Origin of the sequence: Phaeobacter sp. HF9A (assembly GCF_011806385.1) — a bacterium.
In the GTDB taxonomy this organism is placed as follows: Bacteria; Pseudomonadota; Alphaproteobacteria; order Rhodobacterales; family Rhodobacteraceae; genus Epibacterium.
The window spans coordinates 1-13,678 of sequence record NZ_JAATOX010000015.1 but is presented as its reverse complement, the minus strand read 5'-3'; the positions used below and the strand labels follow the sequence as shown (position 1 = coordinate 13,678).

11 protein-coding genes and 1 pseudogene are annotated in these 13,678 nt (G+C 63.3%); 9 read left to right on the top strand and 3 right to left on the bottom strand.

Translation table 11 applies throughout. The features are described from left to right. The first annotated feature begins 63 nt into the window (after nucleotides 1-63). Together HCZ87_RS04520 and trpE are read left to right on the top strand one after the other, a co-directional pair. A complete protein-coding gene (locus tag HCZ87_RS04520) occupies nucleotides 64-1,899 on the top strand; it encodes a peptidylprolyl isomerase (protein WP_167642583.1) in 1,836 nt (611 codons plus the stop codon). Nucleotides 1,900-1,925: 26 nt separating this feature from the next. Then, nucleotides 1,926-3,420 (top strand): annotated as a pseudogene (trpE, locus tag HCZ87_RS04515) (anthranilate synthase component I). Between the two features lie 115 nt (nucleotides 3,421-3,535). Here the strand turns inward: trpE and HCZ87_RS20850 are convergent. Both HCZ87_RS20850 and HCZ87_RS04505 read right to left on the bottom strand, forming a co-directional pair. Next, the gene (locus tag HCZ87_RS20850) at nucleotides 3,536-5,332 is read right to left on the bottom strand and encodes a methyl-accepting chemotaxis protein (RefSeq protein ID WP_217701939.1); all 1,797 of its coding nucleotides are present in this window, start codon (nucleotides 5,330-5,332) and stop codon (nucleotides 3,536-3,538) included. 154 nt (nucleotides 5,333-5,486) lie between these two features. Next, nucleotides 5,487-7,025, bottom strand: coding sequence for a divergent polysaccharide deacteylase family protein (locus tag HCZ87_RS04505; RefSeq protein WP_167642582.1), 1,539 nt, complete (start codon nucleotides 7,023-7,025; stop codon nucleotides 5,487-5,489). Nucleotides 7,026-7,211: 186 nt separating this feature from the next. Here HCZ87_RS04505 and HCZ87_RS04500 point away from each other — a divergent pair, with 186 nt between their 5' ends. The 7 genes from HCZ87_RS04500 (at nucleotide 7,212) to lexA (ending at nucleotide 12,769) form a co-directional block, all read left to right on the top strand. Then, complete coding sequence (locus tag HCZ87_RS04500; RefSeq protein WP_167642581.1) at nucleotides 7,212-7,793, top strand: aminodeoxychorismate/anthranilate synthase component II; 582 nt, start codon at nucleotides 7,212-7,214, stop codon at nucleotides 7,791-7,793. Continuing rightward, nucleotides 7,790-8,812, top strand: coding sequence for an anthranilate phosphoribosyltransferase (gene trpD / locus HCZ87_RS04495; protein WP_167642580.1), 1,023 nt, complete (start codon nucleotides 7,790-7,792; stop codon nucleotides 8,810-8,812). The genes HCZ87_RS04500 and trpD overlap by 4 nt, the downstream gene beginning before the upstream one ends. Next, the gene (locus HCZ87_RS04490) at nucleotides 8,812-9,483 is read left to right on the top strand and encodes a uracil-DNA glycosylase (RefSeq protein WP_167642579.1); all 672 of its coding nucleotides are present in this window, start codon (nucleotides 8,812-8,814) and stop codon (nucleotides 9,481-9,483) included. Before trpD ends, HCZ87_RS04490 begins: the two co-directional genes overlap by 1 nt. A 13-nt stretch (nucleotides 9,484-9,496) precedes the next feature. Further along, the gene (gene trpC, locus HCZ87_RS04485; RefSeq protein WP_167642578.1) at nucleotides 9,497-10,306 is read left to right on the top strand and encodes an indole-3-glycerol phosphate synthase TrpC; all 810 of its coding nucleotides are present in this window, start codon (nucleotides 9,497-9,499) and stop codon (nucleotides 10,304-10,306) included. 13 nt (nucleotides 10,307-10,319) lie between these two features. Further along, the gene (gene moaC / locus HCZ87_RS04480) at nucleotides 10,320-10,790 is read left to right on the top strand and encodes a cyclic pyranopterin monophosphate synthase MoaC (protein ID WP_167642577.1); all 471 of its coding nucleotides are present in this window, start codon (nucleotides 10,320-10,322) and stop codon (nucleotides 10,788-10,790) included. A 3-nt stretch (nucleotides 10,791-10,793) separates the two neighbouring features. After that, entirely contained in the window at nucleotides 10,794-11,966 is a 1,173-nt protein-coding gene (gene glp, locus HCZ87_RS04475; RefSeq protein ID WP_167642576.1) for a gephyrin-like molybdotransferase Glp, read from the top strand. Nucleotides 11,967-12,073: 107 nt separating this feature from the next. Further along, nucleotides 12,074-12,769, top strand: a complete 696-nt coding sequence (gene lexA / locus HCZ87_RS04470) for a transcriptional repressor LexA (protein WP_167642575.1) — start codon at nucleotides 12,074-12,076, stop codon at nucleotides 12,767-12,769. Between the two features lie 30 nt (nucleotides 12,770-12,799). On the opposite strand, the gene HCZ87_RS04465 is transcribed toward lexA, so the two are convergent. Beyond that, a partial coding sequence (locus HCZ87_RS04465; RefSeq protein ID WP_167642574.1) for a ComEC/Rec2 family competence protein occupies nucleotides 12,800-13,678 on the bottom strand: 879 nt, incomplete at its 5' end.

Genomic DNA, 13,678 nt, shown 5'->3' with positions numbered 1-13,678 from the left:
GGGCCGCCCGGGCCGTCGAACGCTCCGGTGCGCCGCAAAAAGACGACACAAAGGGCCGCAGGCATGAAAAACCTTTCCAAGACCTTCGTTTGGATCCTCATGGGTCTGTTGTTCGTGGGGCTTGCCGGCTTTGGCGCGATCAACGTGACCGGCACCAATCGCACGCTCGCCACCGTTGGCAGTGCCGAAGTCACGGTGGACGAATATGCCCGCGCGCTCCAGCAGGAACAGCGCGCCATTCAGGCGCAGTCCGGCCAGGCGGTGCCGCTCTCGCAGCTGATCACAATGGGCGTTGATCGCGGCGTGCTGGCGGGGCTTGTCTCTGCCGCGGCGCTGGACAACGAGGTGCATAATCTGGGCCTCTCGGTCGGCGATCAGACCCTGCTGAAGGAAATCACCCAGATCCAGGCCTTTCATGGCCCCGACGGCAAGTTTGACCGCGACACCTATAAATTCGCACTAGATAACGCCGGTCTGAGCGAGAGCGGTTTTGAAGCCGACATCCGCTCCGAGACCGCCCGCACCCTCGTGCAGGGCGCCGTCACCGGCGGTGTCAAAATGCCGGCGATTCTGGGCGAAACGCTGACGGATTATATCGGCGCGCGGCGCAGCTTTTCCTATGTGCGCCTCTCCGCGGATGATCTGGCGCTGACCACCGCCGAGCCGGGCGACGAAGAGCTACAGTCCTATTATGACACCCATAGCGACATCTTCACCCTGCCGGAGACCAAGGTGATCACCTATATCACTCTGCGCCCCGATGCGCTGGTGGATACGGTCGAGGTGGACGAGACCGCGCTGCAAGATCTCTATAAAAAGCGCGACGCGGAGTTCAACATCCCCGAGCGCCGCCTGGTTGAACGCCTGGTCTTTGCCGATGAGGACGCCGCCAAAACCGCCAAGGCACAGCTGGATGTCGCTGGCACCACCTTTGAAACCCTGGTGCAGGACCGTGGTCTGACCCTCGCCGATATTGATCTCGGCGATCTCTCCAAAGAGGCGCTCGGCGCGGCGGGTGATGGCGTGTTTGCGGCTCAGATCGGTGACGTCGTGGGCCCGTTCCCCACGGATCTGGGACCGGGGCTGTTTCGGGTGAATGGTGTTCTGGAGGCCAAGTACACCTCTTATGAGGATGCGCTTCCCGAGCTGCGCGAAGAGCTGGCGCTGGACCGCGCCCGCCGGGTGATCGAGAGCCGCTCCGAGGAGATCGACGACCGGCTCGCGGGCGGTCAAACCCTTGAGGAGCTCGCCGCCGAAGAGGAGGGCGTTGAACTCGGTCGCATCGACTGGACCGCCGACAGCACCGACGATATCGCCGCCTATGACACCTTCCGCGAGGCGGCTCAGGCGGTCACCATGGATGATTTCCCGGCCGTCGCCTTTCTCGACGATGGTAGCCTCTTCGCGCTGCGCCTCGACGAGGTGCTGCCCCAGCGTCCGCAACCCTATGACGCCGCCCTGCCCGCCGTGACCGCCGCCGTCAAAGCCGAGCGCGTCGCAGAGGCGCTCAATGCCGAGGCCGAGGTGCTGAAGGACGCCGTCGACGCCAATGACGGTCAATTCCCCGAAGACCGCGATGTGGTGACCCAAACCGGCCAGACCCGCACCGCCTATATTGACCAGACGCCGGTGGATCTGATGACCGAGGTCTTTGAGATGACCCCGAACGAGACCCGCGTTGTCTCTGATGCCGAGGCCACGGTGGTCGTGCGCCTCGACGAGATCCTGCCGCCCGATACCAGCGATGACATGACCTTCCTGTCGCAGGCGCTGAGCGAGCAGCTCGATCAATCGCTGTCAAACGAGATCTTCACGATCTACATGCAGGCGGTGCAGGCCGAGGCCCGTCCGCAGATCAATCAACAGGCCGTGAATGCCGTTCACGCGTCCTTTCAGTAACCCCTCAAGTTCTAGGCGCACCCCCTATGGCCCTGATCCCCGAATTTGACAGTTTCGCCGCCGCCTATGAGGCCGGTGAAAACCAGGTGGTCTATACCCGGCTCGCCGCCGATCTGGATACGCCCGTTTCCCTGATGCTGAAGCTCACCGGCGCGCAAAAGGATGCCTTCATCCTCGAGTCGGTGACCGGCGGGGAGGTGCGCGGGCGCTATTCCATCATCGGCATGAAGCCCGACCTGATCTGGCGTTCCCGGGGCAAGACGTCAGAGCTCAACCGTCAGGCGCGCTTTGACTCCGAGAGTTTTGAAGAGCTTGCCGGCAATCCCCTCGACACGCTTCGCGCGCTTCTGGCCGAGAGCCGGATGGATCTGCCCGACGATCTGCCGCAGGCCGCCGCCGGGCTGTTTGGCTATCTTGGCTATGACATGATCCGCCATGTGGAGCATCTGCCCAACGTGAACCCCGATCCGCTTGGCCTGCCCGATGCGGTGATGATCCGCCCCTCGGTCGTGGCGGTTCTTGACGGGGTCAAGGGCGAGGTCACCGTGGTCTCCCCCGCCTGGTTCAGCGATGGCCAATCGCCGCGCGCCGCCTATGCGCAGGCCGCCGAGCGGGTGATGGATGCTGTGCGCGATCTGGAGCGCGCCATGCCCGCCGAGACCCGCGACCTCGGCGATGCACTGGAGGCCGGTGCGCCGGTGTCCAATTTCACCAAGGACGGCTACATGGCTGCGGTGGAGAAGGCCAAGGACTATATCCGCGCCGGTGATATCTTTCAGGTGGTGCCTGCGCAGCGCTGGACCCAGGACTTTCCGCAACCGCCCTTCGCGCTTTATCGCTCACTCCGGCGCACCAACCCCTCGCCCTTTATGTTTTATTTCAACTTCGGCGGCTTTCAGGTGGTTGGCGCCAGCCCGGAAATCCTGGTGCGGGTCTTTGGCAATGAGGTCACCATCCGCCCGATCGCCGGCACTCGCCCCCGTGGCGCGACGCCCGAGGAAGACAAGGCGCTGGAACAGGACCTTCTCGCCGATAAGAAAGAGCTGGCAGAGCATCTCATGCTGCTGGATCTGGGTCGCAATGATGTGGGGCGCGTGGCCAAGATCGGCACCGTGCGTCCGACCGAAGAGTTCATCATCGAGCGCTACAGCCATGTGATGCATATCGTGTCGAATGTGGTGGGCGAGCTCAACGAAGACAAAGACGCGCTGGATGCCTTCTTTGCCGGCATGCCCGCAGGCACCGTATCCGGCGCGCCCAAAGTGCGCGCGATGGAGATCATCGACGAGCTGGAGCCGGAAAAACGTGGTGTCTACGGTGGCGGTGTTGGCTATTTCAGCGCCGGTGGCGATATGGATATGTGCATCGCCCTGCGGACCGCCATCGTGCAGGATCAAAAGCTTTATATTCAGGCCGGCGGCGGCGTTGTCTATGACAGCGATCCAGACCGTGCATAAATCCAACGCCATCCGCCGCGCGGCCGCAGATGCCGCCCGTTTTACCGGCAATGGCAATCGCTGACGGTGAACGCCGCAGGCCCTGATGCGCTGAGGGATTTTGGGTCTTTCCGTAAAACCGCTCCGCAGGATCTGCGCAGCGGTTTTGCTTTGTTGGCGGTCTTATCGTGCCCTGATGATCACGCGCTCTTGACGATGGGGGCGCCGCTTTCGGCTTCGAGTTCAAGCCAGACCGTATCCTGTTTGTCCTCGGCGCTGCGCAACTTGAACTGGCCAACCAGATCGGCGAGTTGAACGGCCTCGCGATTCATGACCTGGATGGCCTGGTCGGAGGTTTCGACCATCGACACATTTTCCTGGGTGACCTGATCCAGTTGCGACACCCCGATGTTGACCTCGCTGATCCCCTGCGCCTGTTCCGAGGCTTCGTTGGAGATGCCTGACATCAGTTCTGTGATATTGGTGACATGGCTGATCACCCCGGTCAGCGCCTCGCCGGTGCCATTCACCCGTGCGACACCTTCCTGCACATGGTTGCTGCTGTCCTCGATCAAGGTCTTGATTTCATTCGCCGCATCAGAGGCCCGATGCGCCAGCACCCGCACCTCCGAGGCGACCACCGCGAAACCGCGCCCGACCTCTCCTGCGCGCGCGGCCTCGACCCCGGCATTCAAGGCCAGCAGACCGGTCTGAAAGGCGATATCGTCAATCACCCCGATGATCTGAGAGATCTTCTCGGAGGAGGCTTCGATCGCATCCATTGCAGTGACCGCCCCTTGGACGACTTCGCCGCTGCGCTCCACTTCGCTTCGGGCCTGTGCCACCGCGCCTTCGATCTGTTGTGCGTTCTCCGCAGATGTACGCACGCTGGCTGTCATCTGTTCCAACGCGGCGGCGGTTTCCTCCAGCGTGGCGGCCTGGCTTTCGGTCCGGCGCGACAGGTCATGGGAATCTGCGCTGATCTTATCCGATTGCGCCCGAATCCGTCGGCTGGCATCGACCACGGCGGCAACCAGTTCGTTCAGGCGATCCACCGTTTCATTGTAATGGATGCGCAGCGGGTCATAGGTTTCGTTGAACGGTTCTTCGATGCGGTCACCCAGATCACCGTTGGAAAGGCGCTTGAGCCCATCGCGCAACCGAAGGATGATCTTTTCGCCTTGGCGGCGCTGTTCGGCCTGCTCTTCAAAAGCGGCAAGCACCCGATCTGACACCGCATCAATATCGCGCGCAATGTCGCCAAAGTCATCACCGCGCATGATGTCAGCGATCTTGAGGCCGAAATCGCCCTCGGCGACCTCCTTGAGTGCTGCCCGCATGCGTTCGATCGGCTTGGTGATACTATTGGTGATATTGCGCACATTCAGCAGCATGATCACAATCATAAATCCCGAAAACAGCACATTCCCGAGCAACATCGCATCGTCGTGTTTTTTCGCTTTCTGCGCAGACGAGGATGCAATGCCCTGAATTCGCTCGCTCAGCGGCGCCAGGTCGGCTTCGAGCTTATTGAAAGCGGACATAAAGTCCGGGAGTGCCGCAATCGCCTGTTCTTTGTTTTCAAACGACAGGTTGGTGATTTTTTTGGCGTGGTTAATGAAAATCGGGAAGTCCTTTGCCACCACGTCGATCTCTTCGCGCAGCTCATCGCTCATGTTGATGGACTGGAGATTGTTCAGTGCGCGGGTCAGCGTATCCGCATCCTCGTCAAGCTGTGCAAGGATCGCCGCCCGTTGTTCCGGCGGCGTAGATTCGCCAAGGACCAGGGCCTGAAACACGGTTGCCTCAATGGCGTCGTGGAGCATGTCCATCGACATCTCTTTCATCAAGGTCTGGCTGAGGCTGATCTGTTTGACCAGTTCTTTCTCGCTTTGCCAGAGGCTGTAGATCGCCATGGCTGACAGCACGAGAACCGCAAAAATACAAACAATGCCGGATACCATCAACCGGACTTTCATGTGGATGTGGCGAAACATGCGGGCACCCTTCAAGAGTCAATTCATGCCGCCAAGATTGTCAAAGCGCCTTAACAAATGGAGAATGGAATTTCTTATTTGCGATTCAATATTGGTATCCGCGCGAAATGGCGCGAAATACCCTATTTATAAAGATCTGCGGTTATTTTGCAGATTATTCCGCAGTCGGGTTTTGCAACCGTTTCAGGCTGGCGGAGACCGGCACCAATGTCACCCGCTCGGCGCGATCCTGAAGCCCCCAGATCAGCAGCGCCGAGATCGTATCCGGTTTCAGCCGCCCCAGCATGATCACCGCGCCTTCCTGTCCGGCCCGAAAGGCCGCCTGATCGAGAAAGCGCCGCATCGCGCGGGGATCCTGGCCGGCACCATCAAAGTCGCGGAACACAACCCCGGCGGGCACGCCATCACGCAGCGCCATTTTCTGCACCGTATTTAGCCCGTTGTCCTGCAACACCAGCCCATAGCCGAGATCGCCCGCAATATCGGACACCTGGTCAGCGAGGGCGCGATTGCCCTGAACGCCGCTGGTGACCCCTTCGAGCAGGCCGATCGTCTCTGGCAAACGATCAAACCAGACCGGCAAGGCGGTCTCTGCGTCCTGGGGACCGGCATCGCGGGGCAGATCCGCCAGTACCATGACCTCGAAGCCATCGGCGCGCCGCTCTGCCATGCGTTTGGCGGCCATGGGATCGCTGGGATCCACCGCAAAGGTCAGCGGATAGGGGAATTCCGCCAGGGCTTCCGCACCAACCGCGCCTTCCTCTTCGATCAGGACGATCGACATCAGCGGCAGGCCGGGCGTCACCGCCGCCGGTTCGCTGTTGCGCTCAAAGGGCGTGCTCTGCGGATCGGCGAGCGGCAGGGCACTGGTGTCGCGTTCGGTCAGGGGCACGACGCGGGTGCCGATCCGGGGCCCCTCTTCGGCGCTGTCGCCGGTGGCCTGCGGCAGGTCGGCGATGCGCAGATCCTTCTCGTCGGTCGCCAGACCAGAGTCGGCCTCGGCATCCGTCTCGCCCTGGTCCGAACGCAGGACCGGCGGCGCTGCGGGGGTCGTGATGCTCGGCGGCAGGGTTGCCTCCGGCGCATCAAAGGTCTCGGGGAGCAGGGAGCCGGGCAGCTCGACCTCGGCGATGGGATCCGCATCAGAGGACGGCGACTGCGCCGCGGGCAACTCGGTGCCTGCCTCCGGCGTCGGCATGCTGGGCTCCGCCACTGTGTCCGTCAGAGTGTCCGCCGGCGGCGCGGCGGGCGCTGTGGGGACCTCTGGTGTTTCGTCCGTGCCAGGCTCTGGCAGGGCGGCGCGCTCTGCGGTTGCGGGGGGCTCAGCGGTATCGCTGGTGTCGGCGGCAATTTCTGGCGCGGTGCCGGTGCTTTCATCGCCGTCCACATCGGCCACGCCCATGGTGGCTTCTGGCTGGCTGGCGCTTTCGGTGACGATATCAGCGAGGGAGCCTTGATCCTCGATCCCGTCGGAGGAGGGACCAGAGGGGCCAGTCGGGGCTGTTTCGACCAGATCCGCATCATTGCGCGGGGCGCTTTCCGGGGTCGGCGTGTCCTGTCGGGGCGTCAGAACCAGATCGGGCACCTCGCCCGCAACGCCAACCACCGGCAGCGGTGTTGACAGCGACCAGACCGCCGCGCCGGTCACCGCGACCAGCGCTCCCGCACTCACGCCACCCAGAAATCCTCGCATGCCTGTTCGCCTCTTCTTGCCCGTTCTGCGCGTTTTTTGGATGGTCGGCCCCGGATATGCATGATCGCATATTGGATGTGCTCTTGACGCTGCCGCGCATCCCTGAACATGTATGGTTCCGTTCACTATATCTCGGCGCGGTGCCTGCCCGCCACCCATAAAAGACCCTGACAAGAGCGTTCCAAGATGTTGCTGCTAATCGACAACTACGACTCCTTCACCTACAACCTCGTGCACTATCTTGGCGAGCTGGGCGCCGAGATCGAGGTCTGGCGAAACGATGCGTTGGATGTGCAGCAAGCCATGGCGATGAAGCCCGCGGGCATCTTGCTCAGCCCCGGACCCTGCACCCCCGATGACGCCGGCATATGCCTCGCACTGACCGAGGCCGCTGCCGAGACCCGCACGCCCTTGATGGGTGTTTGCCTCGGCCATCAGACCATCGGTCAGGCCTTCGGCGGCAAGGTCGTGCGCTGTCATGAGATCGTGCATGGCAAGATGGGCACGGTACAGCACCACGATATCGGCCTGTTCAAAGGGCTGCCCTCTCCTTTTGCCGCGACGCGCTATCATTCGCTGGTGGTGGAGCGCGAGAGCCTGCCCGATTGCCTGGAAATCACCGCCGAGCTGGAAGATGGCACCATCATGGGGCTTCAACACAAGGAGCTGCCGATCCATGGCGTGCAATTCCACCCGGAATCGATCGCGTCTGAACATGGCCACGCCTTGCTGCAAAATTTCCTGAACGATATGAAAGTCCCGGCATGACGGATCAGCTGAAACCTCTGATCGGCATTTCAGCCGACCGCCCGCTCACCCGCGCCGAAGCCGAGATCGCCTTTACCGCGCTGTTTGAAGGCGAGGCCACCCCGAGCCAGATCGGCGGGCTTTTGATGGCGTTGCGCCCGCGCGGGGAAACGGGGGGTGAATATGCCGCCGCCGCCTCGGTCATGCGCTCCAAATGCAACAAGGTCGTGGCGCCGGCGGGGGCGATGGATATCGTCGGCACCGGCGGCGACGGCAAGGGCACGCTCAACATCTCGACCGCCACGGCCTTTGTGGTGGCTGGCACCGGCGTGCCCGTGGCCAAACACGGCAACCGCAATCTGTCGTCCAAATCCGGCGCCGCGGATGCGCTCAGCGAAATGGGCATCAAGGTCATGGTTGGCCCCAAGGTGGTCGAGGCCTCGCTGCAAGAAACTGGCATCGGTTTTATGATGGCGCCGATGCACCACCCGGCGATTGCCCATGTGATGCCGACGCGGCAGGAACTCGGCACCCGGACGATTTTCAACATCCTCGGCCCGCTGACCAATCCGGCGGGCGTCAAACGCCAGCTCACCGGCGCCTTTAGCCGTGATCTGATCCACCCGATGGCGGAAACGCTGGGCCAGTTGGGCTCCGAGAAAGCCTGGCTGGTGCATGGCTCCGACGGCACCGATGAGCTGACCATCACCGGCATCAGCTGGGTCGCCGGGCTGGAAGAGGATGGCAGCATCCGCGAGTTCGAACTGCACCCCGAAGAGGCCGGCCTGCCGGTTCATCCCTTCGAGTCGATCGTCGGCGGCAGCCCTTCAGACAATGCCCAGGCGTTTCGCGCGCTCCTGAATGGTGCCCCGTCTGCCTATCGCGACGCGGTGCTGCTCAATTCGGCCGCCGCGCAGGTGGTCGCGGGCACGGTTGCGTCGCTCAAGGACGGCGTTGCCCGCGCGATCGAGAGCATCGACAGCGGTGCCGCGCTGAACAAGGTCACCGAGGTCGCCCGGATCACCTCCGAGGCCGCGTAATGGGTCAGGCCCAAACGCAGATCTCCCCCGAGGTCGCACTCGGGGGCTGGGCGCAGCTGCCCTTCTTTTCCGAGCGCTGGCCCGGGGTGCAATCCGCACTGGCGCAGGAGACCCGGCAGATCCTGCCCCCGGCCCCGCAGCGTTTCGCGGCGCTGGAGCTGACCCCCCCCGAGGCCACCCGCGTGGTCATCCTGGGCCAGGACCCCTATCCCACCCCGGGCCATGCGCATGGGCTGTCATTCTCTGTCGAGCCGGACGTGACGCCGCTGCCGCGCTCGCTGAGGAATATTTATCAGGAACTTTCCGACGATCTGGGGCGTTGTCCCCCGAATGGAGATCTGCGCCCCTGGGCCAGGCAGGGCGTGCTCTTGCTGAACACGGTGCTCTCGGTGCCGGCCGGCGCGGCCAATGGTCACAAGGCGCTTGGTTGGCAAGAGCTGGCCTATCAGGTGCTCGATCATAGCTCTCGCCGTCCAACGGCCTATGTTCTTTGGGGCAATCAGGCCCAGGCGCTCGCCAAGCATATCCGCCCCGGCGATCACCTGATCCTGAAGACGGCGCATCCGTCTCCACTTTCCGCCCGGCGCGGCTTTTTTGGCTCGCGCCCGTTCTCACAAATCAACGGCTGGCTCGCTGAACGCGGTGAGCCACCCATCCAATGGACCCCCTGAGGAGCAGCCGCAGATGACACAGACAATTCTGGACAAGATCAAGGCCTACAAGCTTGAGGAAGTCGCCGCCGACAAGGCCGCAAAACCCCTCAGCGCCGTCGAGGAGGAAGCCCGCGACGCCTCTCCGACTCGCGGCTTTGCCGAGAAGCTGCAACAGGCCACCCATGAGGGGTACGGGCTCATCGCGGAGATCAAGAAAGCCAGCCCCTCCAAAGGGTTGATCCGCGACGATTTCAACCCCGCGGAGCTGGCGCAGGCCTATGCCGCAGGTGGCGCGACCTGCCTTTCGGTGCTGACCGACACGCCGAGCTTTCAGGGCGCCAAGGAGTTTCTGATCGAGGCGCGCGAGGCGTGCGACCTGCCCTGCCTGCGCAAGGATTTCATGTATGACACCTATCAGGTCGCCGAGGCCCGCGCGCTTGGCGCCGATTGCATCCTTATCATCATGGCCACAGTCTCGGATGAGCAGGCAGCCGAACTGGAAGCCTGCGCTTTTGACTGGGGCATGGATGTGCTTTTGGAGGTGCATGACGCCGAGGAGCTGGACCGCGCCTGCCTGTTGAAATCGCCTTTGATGGGCATCAACAACCGCAACCTCAAGACCTTTGAAACCACGCTGGACACCACCCGGGATCTGTCGCGTCTGGTGCCGCCCGGTCGGGCCATTGTCTGCGAAAGCGGTTTGTTCACGCCCGAGGATCTGGCCGATATGGCCCGCTACGGCGCGCGCAGCTTCCTCATTGGCGAGAGCCTGATGCGCCAGGACGATGTCGCCGCCGCCACCCGCGCCCTGCTGGCCAATCCGCTGGTCGCTGGCGTCTGAAAGGAGCCATGTGATGTCGCTTACCCATTTTGACCAGAAGGGCGACGCCCATATGGTGGATGTCTCCGACAAGGCGGTGACCTCGCGCATCGCCGTCGCCGAAGGCTGCGTGAAGATGGCGCGCGAAACCTTTGATATCATTTCAGAAGGTCGCGCCAAGAAAGGCGATGTCCTGTCTGTGGCGCGGCTTGCCGGCATCATGGGGGCAAAACAGACCTCGACGCTGATCCCGCTCTGCCACCCGCTGCCGATCACCAAGGTCGCAGTAGAGCTGACGCTCGATCCCGACCTGCCCGGCATCCGGGTCGAGAGCACGGTCAAGACCACCGGCCAGACCGGCGTCGAGATGGAAGCGCTCACCGCCGTTTCCACCGCCTGCCTCACCGTCTATGACATGGCCAAGGCAGTGGACAAGGCGATGGAAATCAACGGCATCCGGGTGCTGCTGAAAGACGGCGGCAAATCCGGCCTCTACGAGGCATAGACCATGATATCTGTCACCGAGGCGCGCGCCGCCCTTCTGGATCTTGTGTCGCCCGTCGAGCTGGAGGTGGTGCCGCTGGCGCAGGCTGCGGGGCGGGTGCTGGCCGCGCCGGTCAGTGCGCGTCGCGATCAGCCGCCCTTTGATGCCTCCGCGATGGATGGCTATGCGGTGAACGCCGCCGAGGTCGAACTGCACGCCATGTTCAAGGTCATCGGCGAGGCCGCCGCCGGGCATGGGTTTCAGGGTCGTGTCGGCGCCGGACAAGCGGTGCGCATCTTCACCGGCGCACCGGTGCCCGAGGGTGCAAGTTTCGTGGTCATTCAAGAGGATGTGAGCCGCAAGGGTGATCTCATCACAATCACTTACGCGCCCGGCGACAATGCCAATATCCGCGACCGGGGCCGTGATTTCCGTTCCGGCCAGACGGTCGAGGCCCCGCGCCTGCTGCGGGCGCCGGATATCGCACTACTGGCCGCCATGAACATCGCCGAGGTTCCAGTGCGCCGCCGCCCGGTGGTGGCGCTGATGTCCACTGGCGACGAGCTGGTGATGCCCGGTGCGACCCCCGGCCCGGATCAGATCATCGTCTCCAATACCTTTGGGCTCAAGGCGATGCTGGAAGCACACGGCGCCGAGGTTCGCATGCTGCCGATCGCCCGCGATACCGAGGCGTCGCTGCGCATGGCCTTTGCTCTTGCCGAGGATGCGGATCTTCTGGTGACCATCGGGGGGGCCTCTGTCGGCGATCACGATCTGGTCGCGGGCGTGGCCCAAAGCCTCGGCCTGGAGCGCGCCTTTTACAAGGTCGCGATGCGCCCCGGCAAACCCTTGATGGCGGGTCGTCTAGGGGATCAGGCGATGGTCGGCCTGCCCGGAAATCCGGTCTCTGCCATGGTCTGCGGCCGGGTCTTTGTGGTGCCGATGCTGCACGCCATGCTTGGGCTGCCGACCGAGGCCGAGGTGCCGAAACAGGCGCCGCTCGCCGCCGCCCTGCCCGCCAATGGCCCGCGCCAGCATTACATGCGCGCGTGCTGGGATCAGGAGTACCTGCGCGCCTTTGACAGCCAAGACAGCGCGCTGCTGTCGGTGCTGGCCAGCGCCGATGTGCTGCTCCTGCGCCCGCCCCATGCCCCCGCCACAGAGGCGGGCGAGATGATCGACTATCTGCCGCTGTGATCTTCTCGGGATCTGCGGGATTTCAGGCGCAGGCATTCGCAGGCGTTGACACAAAACGGGAACATCACTAGAACATATTGGCAAAGCACCGTGCAGAGGGGATCGCTATGCTGACGAAAAAGCAACTACAGCTGCTGGAGTTCATCCATAAGCGCCTGCAAAGAGATGGCGTCCCGCCCAGCTTTGACGAGATGAAAGTGGCGCTGGATCTGCGCTCCAAATCCGGCATTCACCGGCTGATTACTGCGCTCGAAGAACGCGGATTTATCCGCCGCTTGGCCCATCGCGCCCGGGCCATCGAAATCCTGCGCCTTCCCGAGAGCCTCGGCGGCGCGCCGGAGGGTGGTTTTCAGCCCGAGGTAATCGAGGGCGGCAAACCCGATGCGCCCCCCGCCCCCAGCGCGATAACCACCTCCGGCGTGACCGAACTCACCACCATGGGCCGTATTGCCGCCGGTGTTCCGATCGAGGCGATCAATCAGGCCGCCGCCCAGGTGGCTGTTCCCAATGCCATGCTGTCCAGCTCTGGTCAGCACTACGCGCTGGAGGTCCGGGGCGACTCTATGATCGAGGCGGGCATCAACGATGGGGATGTGGTGGTGATCCGCGAAACCGGCACCGCCGACAATGGCGATATCGTCGTGGCACTGGTCGAAGGTCACGAGGCCACCCTGAAACGCTTCTTCCGCAAGGGCAACATGATCGAGCTGGAAGCCGCCAACCAGGCCTATCCCACGCGCGCTTACCCGGATGACAAGGTCGAGGTTCAGGGCCGTCTGGTTGGCTTGATCCGCACCTATTGACCCGACATTCCGCGCCTGTGGCCGCAGATCTTATTGCGACCACAGACGCGGGTGTTGAGGGTCTTCCGCAGCGGTGATTGCGCCCTGAGCATCAAAGGCAAGACCGCCGCTTTTGCGCAGCAATGCGGGTGTCAGCACAAGACAGTCGCCATCGGGCGGAGCCGCCTCCACCGTCAGGACAATCACGTGATGGGGCTGGCAGGTCTTGCTGAGCTGCTTGGCGCCGGTCTTGCCGATGGCATGAATGAACGTATGGCCGAGCGCGTTGATCTGTTGCAGCTTCCCGGCAGGATCCCCGGCCCAGCGGTCGAATGCCTCCTGTTGCGTCGCGCCATCGCCATCGTTTTCCAACCAGATCCCGGCAACGAAGCTTTTACCACTGGGGCGCGAGAGCGCGCGACCCTGCTCCGTCATCACACCGACCAGACCACCATCCGCCGAGATCAAAACCTTGGGGCGCTCTGACGCCGGCCAGGCGGCAAGTGCGGCGCAGAGCGGCAGCAGACCGACCCAGCGCAACCGCCCCTGCCAAAGCAGCAGGATCAATCCCCCCGCCACCAGGACCGGCAAGATCCAGGCGTCGGGTGCCACCACAAAGCCGCGCGCGCCGGGCCAGTTGGCCACTGTTTCTGCCACGGTCAGGATCCAGGCGATGCCCTGCGACATTATCCAGAACCCGATCGCGCTGAGGCCAAAGGGCGCAAGGCAGAGCGCCAGCACCGCGCCCGGCACCACCACCGCGCCCATGACCGGCACCGCAGCCAGATTGGCGATCAGCCCGTAGTGCGACAGGGTGTTGAAATGCGCCGCACCAAAGGGCGCCGTTGCCAGCCCCGCCACCAGGGAGGACAAGATCAGCGCGCCGCCCCAGCGCAAGGCTGCGCCCAATGATCCGCTCGCAGGAGGCAA